This is a genomic window from Arthrobacter sp. efr-133-TYG-104 (assembly GCF_030208915.1).
Classification (GTDB): domain Bacteria; phylum Actinomycetota; class Actinomycetes; order Actinomycetales; family Micrococcaceae; genus Arthrobacter.
In genome coordinates this window covers 153,537-178,207 of record NZ_JARVTA010000016.1, presented here as the reverse complement: position 1 = coordinate 178,207, position 24,671 = coordinate 153,537, and the positions used below count along the sequence as shown (strand labels likewise).

At 63.2% G+C, this 24,671-nt stretch carries 20 protein-coding genes and 1 tRNA gene; 8 read left to right on the top strand and 13 right to left on the bottom strand.

Going from position 1 to position 24,671, the window contains the following annotated elements; all coding sequences use genetic code 11:
- Positions 1-556 (bottom strand): S-layer homology domain-containing protein (locus tag QRN04_RS13020; RefSeq protein ID WP_350224939.1); only part of this gene is annotated, 556 nt, incomplete at its 3' end.
- Between the two features lie 191 nt (positions 557-747).
- Here QRN04_RS13020 and QRN04_RS13015 point away from each other — a divergent pair.
- The 4 genes from QRN04_RS13015 to QRN04_RS13000 all read left to right on the top strand — a co-directional run bounded on the left by QRN04_RS13015 (position 748) and on the right by QRN04_RS13000 (position 6,506).
- Positions 748-2,007: a phosphatidylserine decarboxylase family protein gene (locus QRN04_RS13015; RefSeq protein ID WP_284976443.1), complete on the top strand. Its 1,260-nt coding sequence runs from the start codon at positions 748-750 to the stop codon at positions 2,005-2,007.
- Positions 2,008-2,169: 162 nt separating this feature from the next.
- Entirely contained in the window at positions 2,170-3,780 is a 1,611-nt protein-coding gene (locus QRN04_RS13010) for a phospholipase D family protein (protein WP_284976442.1), read from the top strand.
- Between the two features lie 107 nt (positions 3,781-3,887).
- On the top strand, positions 3,888-4,829 hold the full coding sequence (locus QRN04_RS13005) for a DMT family transporter (protein ID WP_284976441.1): 942 nt from the start codon (positions 3,888-3,890) through the stop codon (positions 4,827-4,829).
- A gap of 312 nt (positions 4,830-5,141) precedes the next feature.
- Positions 5,142-6,506, top strand: coding sequence for a protein kinase domain-containing protein (locus QRN04_RS13000; RefSeq protein WP_284976440.1), 1,365 nt, complete (start codon positions 5,142-5,144; stop codon positions 6,504-6,506).
- A 76-nt stretch (positions 6,507-6,582) separates the two neighbouring features.
- Here the strand turns inward: QRN04_RS13000 and QRN04_RS12995 are convergent.
- The 5 genes from QRN04_RS12995 to galU all read right to left on the bottom strand — a co-directional run bounded on the left by QRN04_RS12995 (position 6,583) and on the right by galU (position 10,074).
- Positions 6,583-6,655 (bottom strand) — tRNA-Ala (locus QRN04_RS12995).
- Positions 6,656-6,691: 36 nt separating this feature from the next.
- On the bottom strand, positions 6,692-7,492 hold the full coding sequence (locus QRN04_RS12990) for an SDR family oxidoreductase (RefSeq protein WP_284976439.1): 801 nt from the start codon (positions 7,490-7,492) through the stop codon (positions 6,692-6,694).
- A 3-nt stretch (positions 7,493-7,495) separates the two neighbouring features.
- Positions 7,496-8,416 (bottom strand): hypothetical protein, encoded by a 921-nt coding sequence (locus tag QRN04_RS12985; RefSeq protein WP_284976438.1) that lies wholly within the window; start codon positions 8,414-8,416, stop codon positions 7,496-7,498.
- Between the two features lie 135 nt (positions 8,417-8,551).
- A complete protein-coding gene (locus tag QRN04_RS12980; RefSeq protein ID WP_284976437.1) occupies positions 8,552-9,163 on the bottom strand; it encodes a GNAT family N-acetyltransferase in 612 nt (203 codons plus the stop codon).
- A 5-nt stretch (positions 9,164-9,168) separates the two neighbouring features.
- On the bottom strand, positions 9,169-10,074 hold the full coding sequence (gene galU, locus QRN04_RS12975) for a UTP--glucose-1-phosphate uridylyltransferase GalU (RefSeq protein ID WP_284976436.1): 906 nt from the start codon (positions 10,072-10,074) through the stop codon (positions 9,169-9,171).
- A 106-nt stretch (positions 10,075-10,180) separates the two neighbouring features.
- On the opposite strand from galU, the gene QRN04_RS12970 reads away from it, so the two are divergent.
- From QRN04_RS12970 to cpaB, 3 genes are all read left to right on the top strand, one after another.
- Positions 10,181-10,786, top strand: a complete 606-nt coding sequence (locus tag QRN04_RS12970) for a 5-formyltetrahydrofolate cyclo-ligase (RefSeq protein WP_284976435.1) — start codon at positions 10,181-10,183, stop codon at positions 10,784-10,786.
- A 151-nt stretch (positions 10,787-10,937) separates the two neighbouring features.
- A complete protein-coding gene (locus QRN04_RS12965; RefSeq protein WP_284976434.1) occupies positions 10,938-11,204 on the top strand; it encodes an FmdB family zinc ribbon protein in 267 nt (88 codons plus the stop codon).
- Positions 11,205-11,289: 85 nt separating this feature from the next.
- Complete coding sequence (gene cpaB, locus QRN04_RS12960; protein ID WP_284976433.1) at positions 11,290-12,105, top strand: Flp pilus assembly protein CpaB; 816 nt, start codon at positions 11,290-11,292, stop codon at positions 12,103-12,105.
- A gap of 27 nt (positions 12,106-12,132) precedes the next feature.
- On the opposite strand, the gene QRN04_RS12955 is transcribed toward cpaB, so the two are convergent.
- The 7 genes from QRN04_RS12955 to QRN04_RS12925 all read right to left on the bottom strand — a co-directional run bounded on the left by QRN04_RS12955 (position 12,133) and on the right by QRN04_RS12925 (position 23,288).
- On the bottom strand, positions 12,133-16,344 hold the full coding sequence (locus QRN04_RS12955) for a DUF4011 domain-containing protein (RefSeq protein WP_284976432.1): 4,212 nt from the start codon (positions 16,342-16,344) through the stop codon (positions 12,133-12,135).
- A 186-nt stretch (positions 16,345-16,530) separates the two neighbouring features.
- Positions 16,531-18,120: a glutamine-hydrolyzing GMP synthase gene (gene guaA, locus QRN04_RS12950; RefSeq protein WP_284976431.1), complete on the bottom strand. Its 1,590-nt coding sequence runs from the start codon at positions 18,118-18,120 to the stop codon at positions 16,531-16,533.
- Between the two features lie 123 nt (positions 18,121-18,243).
- The gene (locus QRN04_RS12945) at positions 18,244-18,744 is read right to left on the bottom strand and encodes a DUF3817 domain-containing protein (RefSeq protein WP_284976430.1); all 501 of its coding nucleotides are present in this window, start codon (positions 18,742-18,744) and stop codon (positions 18,244-18,246) included.
- Complete coding sequence (locus QRN04_RS12940; RefSeq protein ID WP_284976429.1) at positions 18,741-19,643, bottom strand: SURF1 family protein; 903 nt, start codon at positions 19,641-19,643, stop codon at positions 18,741-18,743. The genes QRN04_RS12945 and QRN04_RS12940 overlap by 4 nt, the downstream gene beginning before the upstream one ends.
- Before the next feature lie 61 nt (positions 19,644-19,704).
- On the bottom strand, positions 19,705-20,193 hold the full coding sequence (locus QRN04_RS12935) for a PTS sugar transporter subunit IIA (protein ID WP_284976449.1): 489 nt from the start codon (positions 20,191-20,193) through the stop codon (positions 19,705-19,707).
- A 64-nt stretch (positions 20,194-20,257) separates the two neighbouring features.
- A complete protein-coding gene (locus QRN04_RS12930) occupies positions 20,258-22,012 on the bottom strand; it encodes a glycerol-3-phosphate dehydrogenase/oxidase (RefSeq protein WP_284976428.1) in 1,755 nt (584 codons plus the stop codon).
- A 139-nt stretch (positions 22,013-22,151) separates the two neighbouring features.
- On the bottom strand, positions 22,152-23,288 hold the full coding sequence (locus tag QRN04_RS12925; protein ID WP_284976427.1) for a GuaB3 family IMP dehydrogenase-related protein: 1,137 nt from the start codon (positions 23,286-23,288) through the stop codon (positions 22,152-22,154).
- A gap of 407 nt (positions 23,289-23,695) precedes the next feature.
- Between QRN04_RS12925 and QRN04_RS12920 the strand changes: the two genes are divergently transcribed.
- Positions 23,696-24,637: a cupredoxin domain-containing protein gene (locus QRN04_RS12920; protein WP_284976426.1), complete on the top strand. Its 942-nt coding sequence runs from the start codon at positions 23,696-23,698 to the stop codon at positions 24,635-24,637.
- Positions 24,638-24,671: the final 34 nt, after the last annotated feature.

Sequence of the window (24,671 nt, the reverse complement as noted above, 5' to 3'; positions counted from 1 at the left end):
CCGTGAACGCCGGGGAGCCGGCCAGGCGGTACATGAACGCCGCCATCGCGTCACGCCCCACGGAGTCCGCTGGCCGGTACGTTTTGGACTTGTCGGACTCGACGTATCCGGTGCTGATGCCGGTGGAGGCCAGCCAGGTGATCTCCTTGTAGAACTTTGTGCTCGGTGTGATGTCCGTGAAGGGTGAGTTCTGCGGGGCCGTGAACGCCGGGGAGCCGGCCAGGCGGTACATGAACGCCGCCATCGCGTCACGGGCCACAGGTAGCAGCGGGCGATACTGTTTGCTGTTATCAGGCATGATCCAGCCGGTGGAGATTCCTTGCGCCGCCAGCCACTGGATCTCCGTGAAGAACTGCGCTCCCGGGGGAACGTCAGTGAACGAGGCCGAGGACATGCTCGTCGTTGCCATCCGGGTCGTCGCCATCCGAACGGGGGAAGCAGGTGCGCTGAGGGACTTTCCGCCGGGTGCGGCTTCTGCCACCAGTGGGAACGTCGATATGCCCGCTATCACCAAAGCCAGGCACACCAATGCGCGCACCATCACACCACGGAGCATACACAGGGCCTTCCCGCCAACGGACGGATTGCCCGTCCCCCAATAACGCCGGCGCTGACGAACCGACCTTTGTACCCTATGCATGCGCCGCCGGTTCCAGCAACAGGGCCGGACGGGATACAGCGTAAAAGTCGACCTATCCGTCCCGGCTCCGAAGCGTCACCGAGAACAGGACGGGTAGGCTCAGCATCATGACTATGGACACTTCATCTCGCCGCGTCCCACGCCTGGGCGGTTGGCTGCCCGAGAACCACGATGATCTCGAAGACTGGATCGCGGGGCACCGCGAACAGGTCGAGGCCCGGGGCGAAGACGCTCCTCTGCACCCGGTAATTGTAGAGTTCCAGGAACTGATCGCCAGCGACCCGGTCGTACGTCTCTACATGACCGAGATGATCGACCAGGTCCCCAAGTCGAAGCCCTACCGCAAACGCCACCTCACCAGCGTTGATCAGATGCTCCGGCTGATCAATGAAGTGCTGACGACGGCACCCGAGTTCAGCGAAGGCGGCATGGTCACCACGCCGTTGACGGCGATCCTTGACTGGACGATGGGAACCGAGGCCGGGTTCGCAGCCCACCGTGATCCGCGGATCGTGGCCATGTTCCGCAAGGTCCTGGACGCATGGTGCGAGTTCCTGACCAGCGAGGATTCGCTGTATGTGCTCAACGATTCCCCGTCGGGGTGGATGTCCGAGAAGGCCCGGCAGGTCGTCGGGATGGACGACTACCAACACGATGCCCTCGCCGAGCACTGGGGCTTCACATCGTGGAATGATTTCTTCGCCCGCCGGCTCACTCCAACTTCCAGACCCGTCGCTGCACCCGAGGATGACAAGGTCATCGTCAGCGCCTGCGAGTCCACCCCCTACAAGATCAGTTCCGACGTTCAACGCCAGAGCCGCTTCTGGGTCAAGAACCAGCCCTACTCACTCGATGACCTGCTCGCCCGGGACGAGTCCGTGGATGAATTTGTCGGTGGAACCGTATATCAGGCGTTCTTGAGCGCTTTGAACTATCACCGGTGGCACGCTCCCGTCGCGGGAACGATCGTGCGTGCATATCTCAAAGACGGTACGTACTTTTCCGAGGCGGAATCCGAGGGCGCCGACGCCGTCGAGCCTACTGTCTCGCAGTCCTATCTTGCCCATGTCGCGGCGCGGGCGATCATCCTTATCCAGGCCGACGACCCGGTCATCGGCCTCATGGCCGTGATCCCGGTGGGCATGATCGAGGTCTCGTCGTGCGTTATCAACCCGGAAATCGTCCCCGGCCACCATGTGAATAAGGGCGATGAGCTGGGGTACTTCCAGTTCGGTGGCTCGACGGAATGCCTGGTCTTCCGGCCCGGCGTCATCGACCAGTTCTCCCTCACCGCCCTGCCCCAGCCGCACGATCCGAACGCTCCCCTTGTGCGGGTTCGGTCAAAGATTGCGACTGCCAGGTCCTGATCACCACGGCACAGCCTGTCCGTCCGCCCGTCGGTCAGAGGCTCAACTGACGCTGCCCGGGAGCGTTTGTCTTCGCCTCGGAGGACCCCGCTGGGATAGTCGTACGTTATTTTGGACACCGAAAACGAGCGGCCTGGGCTCAGGCCGTGCAAGGAGGACTGGGTGAACGGTAAGGCTGGTACGTGGTTTTTGAGTCGCACCGAGCGGGGGAATCTGGCCACCGACGTGCACGCCGGCGGCAATGGAACCCGCGCCTGGTCGGAGGGCAACCTCGTGAAGCCCCTGATCCATGGCACCGAGTATTTCGCACGGCTGCATGAGGAGCTGACCGCCCTGCAGCCCGGAGACCGGGTCTGGTTCACCGACTGGCGAGGCGACGCCGATGAGCGGCTGTTGCCGGACGGACCGTCGATCGGTGAGCTTCTGGCAGGTTTGGCCCGTGCGGGCGTGGAAGTCCGCGGCCTGGTCTGGCGATCCCACGGGGAACGCGTGTCGGCCCCGATGAGCGGCCGCTCCAACGAGTTGCTGAGTCGAAAGGTCAACGATGCCGGGGGTGAGGTGCTGCTGGATCAGCGCGTACGCCTGTTCGGCTCCCACCACCAAAAACTCTTCGTCATCCGTCGCCGGGATGATCCGTCGCGGGACGTCGCGTTCGTGGGCGGGATCGACCTCTCGCACAGCCGCCGCGACGACGCCGGGCACGCGGGCGACCCCCAGCCGGTGACTATGGACCCCCGGTACGGGAAACAACCTCCGTGGCACGACGCGACCCTCGAACTGCGCGGCCCTGTGGTCGCCGACGTACTGGCCGTGTTCGCGGAGCGGTGGAACGACCCGCATCCGCTGGACCACCGCACGCCTTACCGGATGCTGCTGCAGCGTCTGGCCCGAATGCCGCGGCACCCCGAACCGTTGCCCGAAGTGGCGCCGCCGCCGCCCCCGGCGGGCCCGCACGCCGTGCAGTTGCTGCGCACATACGGCGTGAAGCATCCCCCGTTTCCGTTCGCGCCCGACGGGGAGCGCAGCATCGCCCGCGGCTACGCTAAAGCGTTCGCCCGCGCCCGTTCACTGATCTACATCGAGGACCAATACCTCTGGTCCGCGGAAGTCGCCGCCGGCCTCACGGAGGCACTGCAACGGAACCCGGAGCTCAACGTAATCGCCGTCGTGCCGCGCTACCCCGATTCCGACGGCGCCCTCGCGGGGCCACCCATGCGGGTCGGGCAGCTGCGTGCCATCAACAACCTGCGCCGTGCCGCGCCTGGCAGGGTCGGTGTGTTCGACTTGGAGAACCGGATGGGAACCCCGATCTACGTCCACGCAAAGATCTGCATCATCGATGACACTTGGTTTACCTGCGGCTCGGATAACTTCAACCGCCGCTCCTGGACTAGCGATAGCGAGCTCACCTGCGCCGTAATCGACACGGCCGAGTACCCGGCGCTACCCGGGACAGACACCGGGCGCGGCGACTCCGGTCCGCTGGCCCAGCGGCTCCGGCGCGAGCTCTGGGCCGAACACATCGGCTTGGAACAGAACGATCCCCGGCTCGAGGACCCGGCGGCCGGACTCCGACTCTGGAACGACGCCGCCGACGCCCTCGACGACTGGCACCGAACCGGGCGCCACACCCCCCGCCCGGCCGGACATGCGCGGCACCATACGCCCGAACCTGTGTCACCGCGCCAACGTCTTTGGGCCGATCCGATCAGCCGCCTCGTCGTAGACCCCGACGGCCGCCCGCGCCGGTTGCGCGGCACCACCAAGTTCTAGAACACCAGCAGACCTAGCCGGGTCCCCGTCCCGCGCTCCGCCCTCGGGCGGCCGGACTTGGCGATCCGGGGTGGGCAGCGCCGACAACGAATCAGTAGGGTTGGTTCATGATCCACGCTTCAGCTGTGTCGGCGTTGTCGTCCTATCACTGGCTCGGTATTCCCATCGCCGTTGCCGGGGCTGTCCTACTGGCGCTCGGGACGCTCTTCCAGCACAAAGCCGTCGAGGGCCAGGAGGCCGCACCGGGGCGGGCGGCCGGAAGCATGGGCGGGGGCCGCCTGCAGGCTCTCCTGCGCAAACCTGTTTGGCTCGCCGGGACCGGGATGCTCGGGGCAGCGATCCTTCTGCAGCTCACCAGCCTGAGGTTCTCACCCCTGATTGTCGTGCAGCCCGTCGGCGCGGTAGCCCTGGTCGTCACCACCCTGGCCACGGCCAGGATGACCCGCCGGTCCCCCGGCCGCCGGGCTCTCACATCAGTGGCTTTGTGCATCGTTGGGGTGGGCGTGTTCGTTGCTGTCGCGGCCGTATCTGCGCAGGACGTCGAGATCAGCGACCGTCACCTCATCACCATCCTGATCCTGCTCGGCGTCGTCCTCGCCGCATTGGGCACGGGATTTGGTCTGTGGCGCCGCCGCTGGGGAGCGGTGGTGTTCACCGCCGGCGCCGGGATCCTCTTCGGGTTTGTCGCGGCCCTGGCCAAGACCGTCATCGCCCGGCTCTTCCAAGGTGATTTCGAATGGCTGTCGATGAGCTGTCTGGCAGGACTGATCATCGCCGCCCTGTCCGGGACGTTTCTGGTCCAGAACGCGCACACCCGCGGCACACCGGAGCTCGTCGTTGCTGGGCTGACGGTCATCGATCCGCTCGTCGCCGTGACCATTGGCATCACCGTCCTCGGTGAAGCCGCCGCCGCCCCGCCATTGGCGTTCCTCGGCTTCGGGCTCGCGGGCGCCGTCGCCATCGCCGGAGTCATCCTTCTGGCCACTGTCAAAAACCAGCAACCAAGCCCTGGCCTAAAGGTCGCGCGCGAAGGGTCTCCCCGTCCGTAACCGGACGCGGCAGCAATAGCCGACGCCGGGAGACCCGATCGGTCCGGAGCCCTCTGCGGCACCTCGAACTGAATCCCATGGCCGACCGCTCGCGGAGTCATCACCGATGTAAGACATCCCTGTCACCTCAGCCGAGGACCGCTCAAGTTAGAGGCGCTTTGCGCCGAATAGTAAGTAGGGTTATTATTCTCCGGGTATTCGCAGTGCTTGGCCATGAGGCGGACGTCACATCAAAAGGACGGGGTCGCGGGGCGACGATGAATCATTTGGTGATGACGGGTAACTGCGGGACTGGGCGTTGGAGGGGTTGTTGTGACTGAGCTGAAACCGGGGCTCCTCTTAGGGGGCCGCTACCGCCTGCACGAAGTGCTCGGACGCGGAAGCCTGGCAACGGTTTACCGGGCCACTGACGAACTCCTGTTACGGGAAGTCGCGGTGAAGCTTTTCCGGAACGTGGGCGCCGAACCGGCCCAAATCCCGCGCCAGGAGAATGAGGTGCGGATTCTGGCCGGTCTAAGCCACCACGCCTTGGTGACCCTTCTCGATGCCGGCGCCGATCTGACGGACCCGGATGACCGGAAGGGCTACCTCGTGATGGAACTGGTCCGCGGCCCGGACCTGCGCGTCAGGGAACGCCAGGGGCCACTATCAGCCGCGCACATGGCCCTTATCGGCCACGATCTCGCCGACGGCTTGTCCTACATCCACCATCACGGCATTGTGCACCGCGACATCAAGCCCGCGAACATCCTGTTGGTCGACTACAACAACGACGATAGCCGCGTCCGTGCCAAACTCACCGACTTCGGCGTCGCAATGCTCGCAGCCAAGGACCGGCTGGACGATAACTCCGGAACTTCAGGCACTCCCGCTTATCTGAGTCCCGAACAAGCCTTGGGTGAGCCCGTAGGTACCGCCAGTGACGTCTATTCCCTGGGCCTGGTCCTCCTTGAGGGCCTGACCGGTATTGTTCCCTACCCGGGGGCGCCACTGGAGTCTGCTCTTGCCCGACTCTTGCGCGATCCCCACATCCCCGAAGACCTCGCCCCTGCATGGGCCCGAGTGCTGACCGCGATGCTCTCACGGGAGCCCGCGGAACGGCCCTCGGCACGAGAGGTCTCACTGGCTTTAAGGCAGGAAGTCATCACCGGCACAGGGCGCCACCGCGACACTTCCGGTCGCGGTGATACCGAAGAAGCCAGGATGGAAGCGGTGCACCGCTACGGCATTCTCGATACACCCCCCGATGGGGCCTTCGACCGGATTACGTCCCTAGCCGCCAGGTTGTTTTCCGTACCTATCGCCATCGTCAGCATCGTGGACCACGACCGGATCTGGTTCAAATCCCACCACGGAACTGACGTCGAGCAAATCAGCCGGGACCCCGGGCTGTGCGCCTCGGCGATCCTGCAGGACGATCCGTGGATCATCACCAACGCGCCCACCGACCCACGCACGCTCACCAACCCACTGGTCGCGGGCGAATTCGGGCTGAAATTCTACGCAGGAGTACCACTGCGGACCCAGGACGGCTACAACCTCGGGACGATGTGCGTACTGGACAGGAAAGCCCGGGAATTCTCAGCGGAAGATGTCCGCTCCCTGGAAGATCTTGCGGCGATCGTGATGAACGACCTGGAGATGCGCCTGCACAGTACCGCCGCCAGCCGTGCTTAACAAGGAACATCCGCAGACGGCGCCAGCGACCGACACTAGGCGTCGTCGTCGGCGCATTGCGTGCCCTTGCAAACTGTGGAGCTAAGGAGATTCGAACTCCTGACCTCTTCGATGCGAACGAAGCGCTCTACCAACTGAGCTATAGCCCCCGGACCATGCATTTCCGCGCAGCCAGTGTCCCTAGGCTACAAAGTTTCGCGGCGCATTTCCAACCACGACACGAACGTCTCCGTTCCGCGCCATTCACCCGGGCTCAGGTTGTGTCCGGCGCGTAGGAAATCCCCGAGCCGCCCGGGCAGCGGCAGCTCCACGATCCTGCCGCCTCGTCCGGTAATCTCGCGCCACTGCTCAGCCATCTGCCGCATGGACTGCACCTCCGGGCCGCCCAGGGTACGCACACTGTGCTGCTCCGTGTCCGGGCCTGCGAACGCGGATTCAAGGAGGCCACGGGCAACGTCGTTGGGTGAAATGGACTGGAATTTCGCGCCCCTGAAGACCGGGATCAGGCGAAGCTTCGCTCCCGATTGGAAGATCGCGGCAACCAGGCTGTGGAACTGGGTGGCCCGCACCACCACTGTTTCCAAGGATGCCTGCGCGTAGACCCCCTCTTTTCTGGCCTTCGACGCATAGTACGGATATGTGGTGCGGTCGCAGTTGACGATCGACAACATGACGGCCCTGGTCACGCCCGCCCGGTGGGCCGCACTCAGAAGCCTCCGGCCGCCGTCGGCGAATTGCTTCTGCGCCTTGCCGAACTGAGCCTCAAGGCAATCGATAACGACGTCGGCACCGCCTAGGGCCGCGTCCAGGCCCTCCCCCGTGGTGACGTCGCCCGCGAAGTAGGTAACGCCGTCGTGGTGCTGCGCCGAGCCGGAAGCAGGCACATGGCGGGCGAGTACGGAAACAGTTTGCCCCGCGGCAACCGCCATACGGACAACCTCACGGCCCACCTGCCCCGTGCCCCCCGCGACACAAATGGTGGCCATGGGTCAGGCGCGGCGGCGCTGCAACACAGAGTCCAGGTTGCTCAGCGCACTGCTGCCCTTGGCCGTAACCGATGCCTGCGCGGCAACTGCGGCTTCAGCCTGTTCAGCACCTTGTTTGAGGACCGGCTTGCCCACCGGCTTGGGAGATTCCGGGAGATCCAGCGGTTCGGGAGCAGGCCGGGACGCTTTGGCAGCATCGACGTACGTGGGCTTCGGCACTTCCACCGGCTCCCAACTGGCTCCCTTTGCATCTCGAGTTACTTCTTCCGGCTTATCCCCCGCGGCCAACGCGACAGCCAAGGCCGCCTCACGAAGTTCCGAAGCGGAAAGGCGTGCCGGCTCCTTGCGTCCGGCTTCGGCGTCGAACACTGTGGTTTCTTTCGGCACCGCCGGGGTTTCTTCCCTGCGAATCCACGCTGGCGACTGGACCGGCGCTGGACGCACCGCCCGCCGGGCGCGGCGATCCTTGAGGGCGAGCCTGCGCAGGATAACGACGGCGATCACCGCACCGAAGAGGGAAAGCACCGGCACCCAGGCGGAGCCCGTACCGAGAACCCGCAGGACGCCCGAAACTATGGCCGTCAGAAGCAGGGCAAGCCCGGCAAGCGCAATGGTGAACCGGGCATAACGAATGCTGAAGGGGTCTGCTGCCAGCTTTTTCCTGGACATCCCAGCCGCTCCGGAATCCGTGGGCGACGCCTGTGCTTTGCCGTGCATGGTCTCCATCGGTTTCTCCTGCTGAGGTGCCAAAGTCAGTACCACCCCTGGGTGCGGCTGATTGGGTTCGTCGGTGAATGCCTCAACTGGCAGCGAGGCCGTGAGGACTTGCTGCCGCCTGTTCCGCAAAACATAGGGCGCCACCCACACCATCCACAGCGCGACAGTGACAACGAGCACCAGGGAGCTGCTGAGAGGGAAGTCCACATTCAAAACGGTAGAAGCAAATAGCTGAGGTCAGCCGCATTGCCGTCGGTGTGTCGTGGCCGAGTCGGCAAATGACTGCAGATGCGGTCGAACCGGGTCGCTCCGAGGTCCAAAACCAGCGCTTGACCTGCCGTTTTATCCTCGGAGCCAGCGGCGGAGCAGCCCTTCCGGAACCTCGTCGGAAGTCAACGCGAAGGAGCGATGGTCGGCCCATTCCCCGTTGATGTGGAGATACCGTTCGCGGTACCCCTCATCACGGAACCCCAGCTTTTCCACCACCCGAAGGCTGGGCGCGTTCTCAGGGCGAATGTTGATTTCCATGCGGTGCAAGCCCAACACCGCGAAGCAATGATCGGTGGCCATGGCAACCGCGGTAGGCGCAATGCCATGGCCGGCCCGGTCCTTATCAACCCAATATCCCAGGGTTGCCATCATTGCCGATCCCCAGATGATGGAGGACACAGTCAGTTGACCGACGATTTTAGGATCGCGGTAGCCAGCTGTCCGTTCCGTGATGAGGAACGGCAGTGCAATGGCCTGTCTCGCCTGGTTATGGAGCGAAGCCACCATTTGGCGGTAGCTGGGCAGGCGTCCCCCGGGTTCCGGGTTCGAGGCTTCCCAGGGCGCCAGCCACTCCCCGTTGCGGGACCGGACGTCGGACCACTCCCGCCGGTCGCGATAACGGATGGGCCGCAGCGCCAAGTCTCCGCATTCCAGCGTTACCGGCCAGATCGCAGAGCCGTACATCCGCGCTATTGGGGAAGGTTGGCGGTGAAGTTGGGCAGCCACTCCCGGAGCTCGGGACCGAGGTCCTCACGCTCACAGGCAAGCTCGATGCAGGCCTTCAAGTAGCTCAATTTGTCGCCGGTGTCATAGCGGCGGCCCCGGAATACCACGCCATAGACCCCATAGCCTTCACCCTCGCCACCAGCCAGGACCTCAAGGGCGTCGGTAAGTTGGATTTCCCCGCCACGCCCGGGCTCTGTTTTCTCCAGAACATCGAACACTGCCGGGTGCAGTACGTAGCGGCCGATGACGGCCAGGTTCGACGGCGCCTCTTCCGGAGAGGGCTTTTCCACAAGCTGCTTAATCCGGACGTAGCCGTCCTCGCCAATGTCCTCGACGTCGGCACAACCGTAGGCACTGATCTTCGAAGGCTCCACTTCGATGAGGGCCACCACAGAGCCGCCGGTCTTCTGCTGGACGGCAATCATTTCGCTCAAGAGGTCATCTTTGGGATCGATGAGGTCATCGCCGAGCAGAACGGCGAACGGCTCATGCCCCACGTGCTGCTTTGCACGCAGGACCGCGTGGCCCAGGCCTTTGGCGTCGCCTTGCCTGACGTAGTGGATGTCGCCGAGGTTGGTGGCCGACTGAATGGCTTCAAGTTTGGCCGTATCGCCCTTCTCGGCCAGCGTCGCTTCCAGTGCCGGCACCCGGTCAAAGTGATCTTCCAGAGCGCGTTTGCTGCGCCCGGTGATCATCAGGACGTCGTGCAGGCCAACCTTGACCGCTTCTTCGACGACGTACTGGATGGCTGGCTTGTCGACCACCGGCAGCATTTCCTTTGGCATCGCCTTAGTGGCGGGAAGGAATCGGGTACCAAGACCCGCGGCAGGGATGACAGCTTTACGGACAGCATTGTTATCGAGAGTCACCGGACTAATCTAACGGAAGTAGCACGGCAACGGGTAAACCCCCGCCGAGCCGGGCTGCACTTTTGCGGGATTACTCTGTACCCGACGCCAATATGATGGGACCCAGATGCTTACCAAAGAAGAGATCCGCAGCTCGCGACGACTCTGCCGCAGTGCCCTGACCCCGGAACAACGGTCGGCTGCAGGGGCATCGATCAGCGTTCATGGTAAACAGTGGGCAGCACGGGTGGCCGGCGGATCCACGGGCGAGTTCGCACTCTATGTTGGCGTCGCCCACGAACCGCCAACCATGCCGCTCATCGAGGCCCTCTACGCAGAAGGCCACCGGGTTCTCCTACCTGTCTGCGAACCCGATCGGCAGTTGAGCTGGGTGTACTGGACTCCGGACACGGCTTTTGTCCGCTCTGCCTACGCCCCGATCGACGAGCCGGAGGGCGAACGCTTGGACAGTGCGGTAATTGCCGGAACAGCTGGAATCTTCATGCCGGCGACGGCGGTGGACCTGACCGGCAGCCGCATAGGACAAGGCGGCGGCTACTACGACCGGCTATTGGACGGCTTGGACTCGTCCGGAGTACGGCCCCCCAGCATTGCGGTCATCTACGACGAGGACCTCTTACCCGCGGGCTCCATCCCCGCCGAAGGCTTTGATCGTCCGGTGCCGGAGGTCCTGACGCCTTCAGGAATCGTCCGGATGCGGGCGGGAGCCTAAACCGACGTAGCGCCTTCGCCGCCGAGGCTACGCCGTGCCGAAACTGCCGCGCACTGGATGATAGAATTGGCACTCAGGCCCTGCGACTGCTAATGCGGATCTCCCGCTTCCGCCGCCCAGGACCTGAACTTTGTCCCAGAGGAGGAATTCAGTGCCCACTTACGCGTACGCCTGCAAGGACTGTGGCCATGCCTTTGACATCGTCCAGTCTTTCTCTGACAGCTCCCTGACGGAGTGCCCCGAATGCAAGGGTTCTTTGCGCAAGAAGTTCAACAGCGTCGGCGTTGTCTTTAAGGGCTCCGGGTTTTACCGGACCGACTCACGCGACTCCAAGGGCAGCACGGTTTCGCCTGCTCCGGCTGCGCCCGCTGCTGCGCCAGCGCCAGCCGCCCCGGCACCTGCCGCAGCTACCAGCTAAACCCTAGGTTCTCCACATAGGGCGTTCTCCACATAGGGGGACAAACAGCTGTCCCGGCATGGACGCACGACGTTAGCGTGGCCGCATGCCTCAAACATCGCGCACCACCCTCCTGGCCCGTCCTGAACGGGCGGCCTCAGCCACTCCTTCTAGAGTGTTCCCCTCGATGCGCGCCCAGCAACTGCGCGCAGGGCCTGGACGAGGAAAAACCGGCAAGCTCCAGCGGGCCCAGGCGCGGGGGTTCCGGCAGACGCGCCCCTTGAGGTTGCGCTGGGGATCCTGGTTGGGACGGAACCGCCGGCTTACGGTTGCCCTGCTTCTATGCCTTGCGGCAGGCTTGGCAGTCCAGCAGTTGACTCCCGAGCCACCGCAACGCGTCAGCGTGGTAGTTGCTGCCAGGGACCTTCCAGTAGGCACAAGCCTCACGGGCAACGACTTCACAACCATTGGCGTACCAACGGACGTCGCCCTGGCTGGTGCACTCCAAGACGCCAAACCCCTGGTGGGTCGGCAGCTGGCCGCCCCACTACGCCGCGGACAGATCCCGTCTGAGTCGGTTCTCCTTGGCCCTGGCCTCCTCACAGGTGCACCCGCAGGAACTTCGGCGGTTCCGCTGCGGATGGCGGACCCCTCCTCCATCCAGCTCCTGTCCCCCGGCCAGTTGGTAACGGTGGTTCTCACAGCGGACGGTTCCTATGCCGAATCCCGGAAGAGCGAAGTGCTCGCTGGCCCGGTTCCAGTGCTCTGGACATCAGCCCAAGGTGGAAAGCCTGGCGAGTGGCTCGGGACCAGTGACACGGATGGTTTGGTCGTCGTCGCCGCCGACCCCCTGCAAGCAGAAAAGCTTGCCGGCGCATCAACGCAAGGCAAGCTTTTCTTTGTGCTGGAGCACCAGCAATGAACGACGGTCGGACGCGCCGCCTGCCGTTTAGCCCCAGTGAGGGGGTTTTTGCTCCTTCAACCACTGCTCATGATCGTATCCGGACTCGTCGCCCCACCGGCGGGGATCGTCCTCGGCCGCTTTGGTCGGAAGAATGCCGCCAGATGACGGTTTCGCGGAGGTCACGTCGGCCGCCTGCTGATCAGCAGTGCCATCCGCTCGTGATCCGTTCGACGACGTGGTGTCCGATGAGGATGCCACCGTTTCTGTCCTGTTCGCTTCTCCGGCGGTGTCCCGCTGGTTTCCGTCCGGTTCCATACCTACTGCTTCCTTCACGTCTTGACTGGCCACCGAAGCCCCGTATCCGTGGGATTGAGGCGTTTCACGTGATCTCCTGGCCGAAGAAGCCGCGGCGAAGATTGGCTGCCCACCGCCCACATTCAATTCTTCAACATCCATGTCAAGGAAGCCATGCTGAGGTGCGGCAGATGACTGAAGAATGTGGTTTTCAAGGCCGAGGTAGGAGCCAATGCGGTCTGCACAGGAGGAAGGGTCTGTAAACACCTCAATGGTCCAAAGGGACATGTAGCGCCATCCCATGCGCTCCAGCAGTTGGGGCCGGAGCCTGCTGCGCTCACGGACGCTCATCCGACGGTACCGCTCGGTACCGTCAGACTCGATGGCAACCGGGGTGGGGATCTCCGCGCCTTCCCGTCCAATGGTATGAACAGGGTCCGCAGCGGCGGCGATGTCAAGGACGCCGTCGTAAAGGTGCCATACCCGTGCGCCCCTGGCGCGCAGCCGCTCCCCGAGATCGGCAACCAGGGGGTCCTCCCCCAAGGCTTGTTCGCTGGCCACCGCGCGGGAAGCAGGGGTTCCCAGGTTGCTGTTGCCGGAAAGCTCCCGATCAAGCAACTCATAGAAGTCCACAGCGCCGTGGGCCAGCCGGTCCAGGTCGAGGTCCTCAGGACGGAAGCAACTCAGCACATGCATGGACCGCCGCGCACGCGTCATGGCCAACGCAAAACGGTTCCGTCCGCCCTCTGTAGACAGGGGACCAAAGGAATGGAGGGCTCGCCCGTGCGGGGTGCGTCCGTAACCGAGCGAGAAGATCACGTGGTCCCGCACCAAGCCCTGTGCCCGCTCCAAATCCACCACGCGGAAGGACTCCGGCCCAGCCCCGAAGAACGGGGAAAGCAATGGGTGATTAGGCAATTGGAGCCTGATCGCTTCACCAATACGCGCTGCGTGGCGTAGGCTCGCAGTAACCACGGCCAAGGACGTCCGCGGACGTAGGCGCGCGTGTTCAAAGACCAGATCCACCACGCGGTTGACCTCGGCAGTTACGGATTCCACCCCTTCGTGGTCGGCACCGGGCAGCCCGGTGCCGTCGGGAATATACTCCACCAGGATGGACCGATCCAAGCCAGTGACGGAGCTTCCGTCGGGGAGGCGCCGCAAACCGCCGTCGTAATAATTCTTGCTGAGCTGAAGGATCAGGTCCTCATCGACCGCGCGATACACCCAGTTGAGCTGCCACGTAGGCAACACCCGCGCCAACGATTTAAACGCACTGTCCACGGCAACATGGCCGGCTACCCCTGCCACGGGCGGCTCCACCGCCACACTGAAGGTACGTGCATTGCCGATCTTGCCGTCTCCGAAGGCGATCACCTGGCGAGCCCTGGATATCGCAGGCAGGACCGCCTGCAAGGAGGTCGATTCGGCGTCGATCACCACCGCGGCATCGAACTTCTGCTCGGCAGGAAGAACGCCGGTCAAAAGGTACGGGCTGACGGACCACACAGGAACCAACAACGGGACGAGGTCGGGAGCCTGGGCACTCAAGGCCGGCAATGTCACCCGGCCGTCCTTCAACAAGGCCTTGAGCAGCTCCGCTTGGCGCGGATGCTCGAGAATGCCCTGCCGCCACTTTTCGGCCAACTGCCAGCGCAGGCGTGCAGCGCCACTGGCGATATGAGCCTGATCGGCGAGACGGAATTCAGCTTCGAGGCGGCGCAGCGAATCGCCGTCTGACATAGCAAGATAGTCATCGCCACTGATCATTGCTTCCAGCGCAGACTGCCACCACGCCAAATCCAGTTCGGCCGCCACCGATTCGGCGGGGACTTCACGCGCAGCAAGATCGGCGAGTAACTCTCCCAGACCATGCTCGCGCATTTCTTCAATCAGGAGTGTCCGCTCCGGGAGGGTCTCCAAAGTGGCCGCGTCCTCCACGAGCCGTCCCAAGCGCTCCGTCAGCTCCGCATAGGGCGTTTCGCGCAGAGAGCCGCCGGCTGAGGTGTGTTTGAGGGCTTCCCCGAGACGCCGCAGCTCGTTGTCCAACTCGCGGTAGAGAACCCCGAGGTCGGCGAGTCCGGAAGGCACAGCGGGGTGGCGTTGGGTGGTTGCATAGTCGCCCCACAACGCACGTTGCTCCTGGACCAGAACCAACGAGCTGTGAAGGTCGGCGATATGAACACCCGGCCTGACATATTCTTTTGCCACACGCCGCAACCGGGAGCGCTGCATGGATGGCATCTCCACGTTGTGCTCGCGACGCCATGCGGACGTGGCTGTGGCCGAAATGAGGTCGTGCACCGGGCGGTCAAAAATGTCGGGAGTGAATTTGTCCAAACTCTCCCGCACGGCAATGAGAAGCTCCAGTTGCGCGCCCCACTCGGCGAAGGTCTCCCCCAAACGGATCTCGGCATGGTCGGACACCGCCTTCATGCGTTCGCGCAACACAGGAAGCTTCTCTGCCGCCACACGAGTCAGCAGTTGCGCTTCCTCAGTCTCTTTCCGGTTCACCAAGCGGGCGCCGTACCACGGGCTCGAGGTAGCGTCCTTGCTAAAGCTGCCCAGCTCAGCGGCCCGGCGCAGACGGCCAGCCAACTCCTCGCGGTCTCGAATATTGTCCAAGACGCTGCGTTTCAGGCGCACAGTGGTTGCAGGGGCGGGGTGGATGGAAGTCAATTCGGCGAGGGACTGCATCGCCTGGTACGGCGAGCACCCCCAACGCTCACGGACGTTATGCAATGAGGCAACGTGGTCCATCAGGGCATGGCGATGCCCGATCAAGGTCTGGTGAAGGTTTCCGAGCTGCGGCTCGAGGGCCTTCTCGTTTCGCATGATGGCCTGCACCAACTGGCCTTTGAGCTGCTGGGGGGTGGTGCCGTTTCCTGGACGGAAGAACATGGAGCCGAGACCCAGCGCCTCCAAGTGGGCGGACAGGCCCATCAAGCTGGACTGCCGGTCACCCACCACAAGAACGGATTTGCCCTGGCTCACGAGTGCACCGATGGCGTTAATTGCCGTCTGAGTTTGTCCGCTGCCTGGGGGTGTGCTGACAACGAGGGAGTCAGCGGCCCGGACCGCGTCCACTACATACTGCTGATCGGTATCTGCATCCAAGAGGAGCAGTTCGTCCGCCGGGTCACGATCGTCCAGGCTGGGGAACCTGCCCGACTTTATCGGCTCGGGTTCCACGTCCCCGCCGTTCGCGACCGTGGCAAGCGCCGCGACCAGCGGATTGTTCATATTGATCCAGGGATCATCAAGATTGCCTGAGAGGTCCGCCAAGGTGGTAACCAGCAAATTAAACTCCACCTCGGCGCCATGGATAGGCCGCACAAGGGTGGTCAAGCGATCCAAGACCGGCTGGGGATCAAGCCGGGCCGTGTTGTAGGCCATGCGTGCCACCGCGTTGACGTCAAAGACAATGCCGTGCACGGTTTTCAAATGCCGCACCAAAGCCGGGTTCATCCGGGCCTGCTCGGTCAGCTGCAGCTCATAGTCGTCCTCGCCGGGACGGACTGTCAGCATGATGGAGGTCAGCATCACGGGCGCTGAAACGCGCTGGGGCTTCCCGCCCACGGCCGATGTCCAGACCACCGTTCCCGCAGATAGGTATCCGGCCTCGATGCCACGATCGTTGCTGAGTTCGAAGATTTTCGAACGAATATTACGAGCTGCCCGGGCCGCTACCAGATACTGCTGGCGGTCCCTAATCAGAGTGGAAAGGCGGGTTTTCCGCCCAGCGAGCAATTGCGCCAACCCTGAGGGGTGGGCGTTGCTCAAATCAATGGCGCCCTCCGGCGTTTTGACGAAGCGCAGCATCGTATCCGCCCCTGTGACGGGCTTGAGACCAGACAGCCATTTCTTGAGCTCTTCGGAGCCCTCTTCCTGGCCTTGACCTACTGACACAACTTCTGCCTTCTTCTCTTTGCTCGCTTTAGACGCCTTAGACCATACCGGCATACCTTCGAGGGTAGCGGGAATACCCGGGCTGCCCTGTCCGCAACACTGTGGCACAGCGAAATTCGCCGCGAATTCACAGGAGCCTGCCCTTCACGGCCATGGTGCACGAAGAACAACGTGGGGAGACCAAGTGCCCGGCAAGAACAAAGTGGCCGGCCTCCCAGAGGAAGCCGGCCACTTAAAACGCTATTCCCACTCGATGGTTCCCGGCGGTTTGCTGGTAACGTCCAGCACCACGCGGTTCACGCCATCCACTTCGTTAGTGATCCTGTTGGAAATCCGTGCCAGCAGGTCATAGGGCAAACGTGACCAGTCCGCCGTCATGGCGTCCTCGGAAGATACAGGGCGGAGCACAATCGGGTGGCCATACGTACGCCCGTCGCCTTGGACGCCCACACTGCGGACATCTGCCAGGAGAACCACCGGCATCTGCCACACATCGTTGTCCAAGCCCGCCGCGGTCAATTCGGCACGGGCGATGGCATCGGCCTTGCGAAGCAGGTCAAGGCGTTCCTTGGTTACTTCCCCGACGATACGAATTCCGAGCCCTGGGCCGGGGAACGGCTGGCGGCCGACGATTTCCTGGGGCAATCCGAGCTGGGCACCGACTGCGCGGACCTCATCCTTGAAGAGGGCTCGCAGCGGTTCGACGAGCTCGAACTGGAGGTCCTCAGGCAGCCCGCCCACATTGTGGTGGCTCTTGATGTTGGCAGCACCTTCTCCGCCACCTGATTCAACGACGTCGGGGTAAAGGGTTCCTTGGACAAGGAACTTGATCTTTTCGCCCTCGGACTCCGCTTGGGCAATGATGGCCCGTTCGGCTTCTTCAAAAGCGCGTATGAACTCGCGGCCGATGATTTTCCGCTTGGTTTCGGGGTCGCTGACGCCGGCAAGCGCGGACTGGAAACGCTCCTGCTCGTTCGCCACATAGAGGTTAACTCCCGTGGCAGCTACGAAGTCACGCTCAACCTGCTCGGCTTCGCCTTCGCGGAGAAGGCCGTGATCGACGAACACGCACGTCAGCTGGTCCCCGACGGCCCGCTGGACCAGCGCAGCTGCAACCGCAGAGTCGACGCCGCCGGAGAGGCCACAGATAACCTTGGAGTCACCAATCTGCTGGCGGATGCGATCCACCTGCTCTTCGAGGATGTTCCCCGTGGTCCAGTTGGGGGTCAATCCTGCGCCCTTGAAGAGGAAGTTCTCCAGAACGTGCTGGCCATGAACCGAGTGCTTGACCTCGGGGTGCCACTGCACACCGTAAAGGCGCTTCTCCTCATTGGCGAAGGCGGCAACAGGGGCACCTGCCGTGGAGGCGAGAACCTCAAAGCCCTCAGGAGCCTCGTGCACGGAGTCACCGTGGCTCATCCACGTGTTCTGGGATGAGGGCACACCGTCCAAGATGGAGCGCGCGTCTCCCACAACCAAAGCTTCGGTGGCGCCATATTCGCGCAGGCCCGTCTGGGCCACTTTGCCGCCCAACGCGTTTGCCATCGCTTGGAAGCCATAGCAGATCCCGAAGACCGGCACTCCAGCTTCAAAGAGGTCAGCGCCAACTCGCGGGGCACCCTCGGCGTAAACGCTCGAGGGTCCGCCTGAAAGAATGATGGCTGCGGGGTTCTTGGCCAGAAGCTGCTCGGTGGTGAAGGTATGCGGAACAATTTCCGAGTACACGTTCGCTTCCCGGACGCGGCGGGCAATCAGCTGCGCGTACTGGGCACCGTAGTCAACAACCAGCACCGGCTTCTGGGAAGTCTGGGGTGCGGTGGGAGTAGTCACCGAACAAGACTACTTTGCCGTGGCACCCGGTTGCACGTTTACCCCTGTATCCCGGGAGCAAAAACAGCCCTGCGTTATGCATCTCACACCAGCACCGCGGAAGCCCCGGCTACTTGGCACGGCTTAGTAGCGTTTGGACGCTTTGGGGTTCGCTGCGAGCTCTGCTTCCACCTGCGCATGGAACTTCTTCTCCACAATGAAGGACAAGAACGGGATAACGCCGCCCAGCGCCAACAGAATCAGTTTGGTGAACGGCCAGCGCATGAGGGACCACAGACGGAAGTCGGACACCAGGTACACCACATACATCCAACCGTGCACGATCAGCACCGTGGTGGAGATGTTGAACCCGCCAATGACTCCCTTGGGGTCTGCTGCTGCAAAACCAAAACCGAAGGGCCGCCCGGTCAGGGCATCCGTTCCGCCGGCAAAGAGCGCGACGCCGAAAACGTAGCGGGCGATGAGCTCGGCACACAGCAAGAGCAGCATCCCACCGGTGAGGTAGGCCATGACTTTGTAGAACTTCAACGCGGACCGGATCTGCGCTTCGGTCCCGCCGAAACGCCTCTTCTTAGGCTTGGGCCCTGAGTGTTCGGGCTGGATGGCCGGCTTGGGCTCGATCATTGCTGCACCTTTTGTTCTGGCTCTGGATGTTCTGGCTCTGGATGTTGACGTTCATGGTTGGCTTCAAACTGGACCGCTTGGTGGTCGTCGTGGAAATCCCCGACGAACTCGTCGTCGTCGTCGTCGAAGTCGTCATCTTCGAGGGATAGCCGATAGTCATCGGCCACCATCCTCCACCAGATGTAGAGGGCAAACCCTGCGAAGACAACCCATTCGATGGCGTAAAAGACGTTGAGCCAGTTGACCTGCTCCGTGGGAGGCTGGGCCGGAATGTTAAGGGCCTTTACGTTCGGACCCAAGGGGATGTGGGCTCCCCCGGCCGTGACCTCGGAGGTAGCTGCGATGAATCCCTGGTAGCTGGAGACATTCCACGTGTTGATCAGCTCAGCGGAGGAAACCGCCGACGCGCGGCCAGGACCCGGGTCGACATTGGGGACCGGTGCTTCGGACGGCAGGAGGCGTCCGGTAAGGGTGATACTGCCCGACGGCGGCGGGCCCGCTTGGGAGGCCTCGGCGACCCAACCGCGGGCAACGGGAATCCAGGTCTGCGGTGAGGCGCCTGCGCCGCTCAGCTTTGGCGCTTTATCCACAGCGAACGCTGAAACAATCCAGAATCCCTTCTGGTTGTTGTACAAGCGGCCTTCAACGAGCACCTGTTTTTGGGGATCGTAGCTGCCGGTGGCGGTGACCATTTGGTCCGACGCCGATCCGGGGAAGAACTGACCGGGAGTGAGGACCTCCAGCAAGGGCTTGACTTGTTCGACGCTGGACGATTCGGGCACGTCGTGCTGCGTGGACCGGCTGATCTGCCACTGGCTGAGCAGCACGAACACCCCGGACAGCAGAAGCGCAAAGACCAGTCCTGCGATCCAGCGGGGTTTCAACGCGGTTTTCAACACCTGTTAACCGTACTTCGTCCGGCTGTAGAACAGCTAAACGTCCGTCGCCGGGACACCCCGCTCAGTGGTCGAAGAACACCAGGCTGGAGTTAATGAGTTCCGCGATGACCTCAGGATCGTGTGCCCGCCGCAGGGACTCCCGGAACGATTCTTTCGATAGCGAACGGGCCATTGTGGCCAAGACTTCGAGATGGTCGGAAAAGGAGCTTGCCGGTGTGGCGATCAGCAGGATGAGGTTGGCTGGACCGTCCGTGGCCCCGAAATCCAGCGCGTGGCCGAACTTGGTTACCCCTACAGCGATGGAAATGCGGTCCACGAATTCACTTCGGGCATGCGGTAGGCCAATACCGCCCGGGAGGCCGGTGGCCAACTGGTGTTCGCGCGATTGCACCTGCTCAAGGAAGGCATCAAGGTCTGAGACCCGGCCTGCCGCATGGAGCCGGCGGGCAAGTTGGGCAGCAGCATCATTCTTGTCCTGGGCGACAAGTTCGAGGATGACCAGATCGGGGGTGGTCAGGTCGGCGTCGTACCGATCCAGTGGTTCTGCCAAGTCGTGTTCCTCCGAATGGTGGTCGTCCGGCCCGTTTTCCTCGGCCGGGTACCCCTTCAACCGGTTAGCGAAGGGGAACGATGTCATCGACTCCCATGCGCGCGGCGTCCGCCGATTCGTCGTCGGGCTGCTGCTGACTGAGCCGTTCAGCTTCCACGCGCGCCAGGTAGTGTTTGATCTCGCTGTCCCGCTGCGTCTCACTCCAGCCAAGGATTTCTCCCATCAGCTTAGCTACAACCGGGACCGCGGACACACCCCGGTCCCATGACTCAATGGAGATGCGGGTGCGTCGGGTCAGGACATCATGAACATGGCGTGCGCCCTCGTGGGTGGTGGCGTAAACAACCTCTGCCGCCAAGTAGTCGTCCGCGCCGGGCAACGGTTCAGCCAAGTCCGGCCGCTCCGTAATCAGCCTCAGGACTTCATCAGTCATGGAGCCATAGCGGTTCAGCAGGTGCTCGACGCGGGCCACGTGAACGCCGGCTTCCTCCGCGGACCGTGCTCGACGGTTCCACGCTGCCTTGAACCCGTCGGCGCCCAGGAGCGGGATGGTTTCGGTGCAACTTGACGGAACGCGCTCGTCCATGGCGCGGGTGGCCTCATCAACGGCGTCCTTGGCCATGACACGGTAGGTGGTGAACTTTCCGCCGGCTACCACCACAAGGCCCGGAACGGGATGGGCCACCACGTGCTCCCGGGACAGCTTGGCCGTCGAGTCGTTTTCACCAGCCAGCAGCGGCCTCAAGCCCGCGTAGACTCCCTCAACGTCCTCACGGGTCAGGGGCCGCTTGAGCACCTTGTTGACGTGTTCAAGCACGTAGTCAATGTCTTTGCTCGACGCCGCGGGGTGGGCCTTATCCAGTTTCCAGTCGGTATCGGTGGTGCCAATGATCCAATGACGTCCCCATGGGATCACGAAGAGCACCGATTTCTCGGTCCGGAGAATCAAGCCGACAGTGGACTGGAATCGGTCGCGCGGCACCACAAGATGGATGCCCTTCGAAGCCCGGACCTTGAGCTGGCCGCGATCAGTCACCATCGCCTGCGTCTCGTCGGTCCACACACCGGTAGCATTCACCACTTGCTTGGCGCGTACCTCAAAGACGCTGCCGTCCTCCTGGTTCTCGAGCCGTGCTCCCACCACGCGCTCTCCCTCGCGAAGGAAATCGATGACGCGGACCCGGTTGGCCGCGTGGGCGCCATAATGCACAGCTGTCCTGACCACATTGACCACCAACCGGGCGTCGTCGACCTGGGCGTCGTAGTAGCGGATGGACCCGACGAACGCGTCATCCTTCAGGCTGGGGGCAGCCCGGAGGGTTCCGCGCTTAAAGAGGTGTTTGTGCATGGGAACGCCGCGGCTGTTCCCCGAGGTGAGGCCCAAGGTGTCGTAGAGCATGATGCCGGCTCCGACGTAGGGCCTTTCCCAGAAGTGGCGTGTCAGCGGGTACAGGAATGGGACCGGCCGGACCAGGTGCGGGGCTATGCGCTGGATGAGCAATCCACGTTCCTGGAGGGCTTCCTGTACCAGAGCGAAGTCCAGCATCTCCAGGTATCGCAGGCCTCCGTGGATGAGTTTCGAGGACCGGGAGGAGGTGCCGGATGCCCAGTCCCTGGCCTCAACGATGCCGACGGTGAGGCCACGGGTAACCGCGTCCAACGCAGCACCCGCGCCCACTACGCCGCCGCCGACGATCAGGATGTCGAGCTCTTTACCGGCCTCGGCAGTGGCTTTCAGTACGTCGATCGATGCGGCTCGGGACTCCGGGCTTAACGCTCCCGGGGTCTTCACCTGCGAACCGCCTGCGGTATTGCTCATCGGAACCCCTCCTCAAACGCAACAGCTGGTGGTTCCTACCCTACTTGTTGGTCAGCGGCTTTGGCAGGGCCGCAGGCAGGTTCAGCGCAGGGCCACAGGCATATCCAAGGCATGGCCGCAGGCAGGTTCAGGGGGTGCCTTAGTTGCCGGCGTACGGAGAAACGACGACGTCGACGCGCTGGAACTCCTTGAGGTCCGAGTAGCCGGTGGTTGCCATGGATCGGCGCAAAGCACCGATCAGGTTGGACGTTCCGTCAGTGTGGTGTCCCGGTCCGAAAAGGACCTCCTCGAGCGGACCGACGGTGCCGACATTGACGCGGTCGCCGCGGGGGGACTCGAGGTGATGCGCCTCCGGGCCCCAGTGCCAGCCACGGCCGGGTGCCTCTTCGGCCCGCGCCAAAGCGCTCCCGAGCATGACGGCGTCAGCTCCCATGGCGATGGCCTTGACGATGTCGCCCGAGCTGCCCATGCCGCCGTCGGCAATGACATGGACGTAGCGGCCGCCGGACTCGTCCATGTAATCGCGGCGGGCGGCGGCGACGTCGGAGATGGCTGACGCCATGGGCGAATGGATGCCCAGGGCGCGGCGCGTGGTGGTGGTCGCGCCACCACCGAAACCGACCAGGACGCCTGCAGCTCCGGTGCGCATGAGGTGCAAGGCCGGGGTGTAGCCGGCTGCACCGCCTACGATCACGGGGACATCGAGCTCGTAGATGAACTGCTTGAGGTTCAGCGGCTCATGGTTTTTGGAGACGTGCTCGGCGGAGACAGTGGTTCCGCGGATAACAAAGATGTCGACGCCGGCAGCCACCACAGTCTTGTAGTGCTCCTGGGTGCGCTGCGGAGTCAGGGAACCTGCCACGGTGACGCCGGCTGCCCGGATCTCCGCGAGCCGGGAGCTGATCAGTTCCGGTTGCACCGGAGCCTGGTAAAGGTCCTGCATGCGCCGGGTCACGGCGGTGCTGCTGGTTTCATCCGTCAAGGCCGCGATCTCGTCCAGCACCTTCTGGGGGTCCTCATAACGGGTCCAGAGCCCCTCAAGATCCAAGACACCCAAACCGCCCAAGCGCCCGAAAGCGATGGCTGTATCCGGGGACATCACGGAGTCCATGGGTGCCGCGATCACCGGGGTTTCGAACTTATAGGCGTCAATCTGCCATGAGACTGAGACGTCCTTCGGGTCACGCGTCCGGCGATTAGGAACGATCGCGATGTCATCCAGGGAGTAGGCACGACGCCCACGCTTGCCACGGCCAATCTCAATCTCATAAGTCACTGCTCGAGTTTATCCCACCAATTCCGCGCCAGCTGTTCGGGCCACCATAGGGCACTGCGTGCGGCAGAGCCAGGGTAAAGTCCCTGCTGGCCTCGTATTCGGCGGCTCGGGGCACGAACATCCGGAAGCAGCGTCCATGCAGGGCCGCGGTTCCTGACGGGCCCATATTGCAGTGGATCGTTGTGGTCTTGAGGGCGTCGGGCTTAAGCTAGCCGTGTCCCCGAGGGTTTGCAGAGGGGAATCCCATCTAGTTCGGCCAGGTCTCGGCACGAAGCGGCACTTTGGCCACGGGCGACGACGCTCGCCCCGGCTCCGCCGCGCACTGCCTCCCACATGCGGGAGGCCATCTCAGGCCGTCCGTCCACGCTGGAGGACGCGGCCAGCCTCCGTACCTAGGAGCACCCTCAATGTCCGTCCATCCATCTACTAAACGTTCACTTTGGGCCGTCACCGCCCTCGTCGGGCTGCTCATCGGCCTTTTTGGGACCACGCCGGCCCAAGCTTCCGACGCCGACACACATTCCGTCACTTGGAAAGTCCAGGTGGGCGAGCAGTCCTCGGACTTCGCGATCCAGGGCATGCGGTTCCTTCCCGGCGAGATCTGGATTGACCAGGGAGACTCGATCTCGTTCCTCGCCAAGAGCGCCGAGCCCCATACGGTCAGCTTCGGAACGCCTCCCCTCCCGCCCACGAACTTCAACAACGTATTGGCGGACGCAGTTCCGCCGGTCGGCGGGCGAGTGTTCAACCCATCCGCACCTTGGACCAACTCCGGGATCCTGACGACCATGCCTTCCAGTGCATTTCCGTCGGTGACCTCCTACGTCCAGAAATTCACCTTGAAGGGAAGCTTCACGTTCTACTGCCTGCTGCACGGCAAAATGATGTCGCTGACCGTCCACGTCCAGCCCGCCCACAGTAAATACCCGCATTCGCAGGCCTACTACAACGAGCAGGCCGAAGTGCAAACCGAGCGGATCATCGACGACGGAATGGCGTTGTGGGAGAAGACCGCAGACATGGCGACCCCCACCCACGTTTACGTAGGCGCGAGCGACACGCAGGCCATGGTCATGCGGTTCATCTGGCCAAAGAACACCGTACCCGCCGGCACGACCGTGACTTTCGACATGAGCGCGAACAAAGTATTCGTGCCACACACCGTGACGTTCACCTCGCTGCAACAGAACGGGAAGCCGGTCGACTCCGGCAATATGTTCCCCGCGTTTGCGGGCGGTCCATCGATGTTCAAGGTGACGTTTGACCAAACCGGAACGTGGAAGTACATCTGCGAGTTCCACGACACCATGGGCATGGTCGGCAGCGTGAAGGTCACGCCAAAGTCATAGGTTCCAGCAGGAGACAGGTGGCGGGGGCGCGAGC

What these genes read in the sequence shown, in the direction of transcription:
- QRN04_RS12945 (WP_284976430.1), bottom strand. Translation starts at nt 18,744, where the DNA reads ATGATCGAGCCCAAGCCGGCCATCCAGCCCGAACACTCAGGGCCCAAG.
- QRN04_RS12955 (WP_284976432.1), bottom strand. Translation starts at nt 16,344, where the DNA reads ATGCCGGTATGGTCTAAGGCGTCTAAAGCGAGCAAAGAGAAGAAGGCA.
- QRN04_RS12980 (WP_284976437.1), bottom strand. Translation starts at nt 9,163, where the DNA reads ATGTACGGCTCTGCGATCTGGCCGGTAACGCTGGAATGCGGAGACTTG.
- QRN04_RS12970 (WP_284976435.1), top strand. Translation starts at nt 10,181, where the DNA reads ATGCTTACCAAAGAAGAGATCCGCAGCTCGCGACGACTCTGCCGCAGT.
- QRN04_RS12920 (WP_284976426.1), top strand. Translation starts at nt 23,696, where the DNA reads ATGTCCGTCCATCCATCTACTAAACGTTCACTTTGGGCCGTCACCGCC.
- QRN04_RS13015 (WP_284976443.1), top strand. Translation starts at nt 748, where the DNA reads ATGACTATGGACACTTCATCTCGCCGCGTCCCACGCCTGGGCGGTTGG.
- cpaB (WP_284976433.1), top strand. Translation starts at nt 11,290, where the DNA reads ATGCCTCAAACATCGCGCACCACCCTCCTGGCCCGTCCTGAACGGGCG.
- QRN04_RS12930 (WP_284976428.1), bottom strand. Translation starts at nt 22,012, where the DNA reads ATGAGCAATACCGCAGGCGGTTCGCAGGTGAAGACCCCGGGAGCGTTA.
- QRN04_RS13005 (WP_284976441.1), top strand. Translation starts at nt 3,888, where the DNA reads ATGATCCACGCTTCAGCTGTGTCGGCGTTGTCGTCCTATCACTGGCTC.
- QRN04_RS12990 (WP_284976439.1), bottom strand. Translation starts at nt 7,492, where the DNA reads ATGGCCACCATTTGTGTCGCGGGGGGCACGGGGCAGGTGGGCCGTGAG.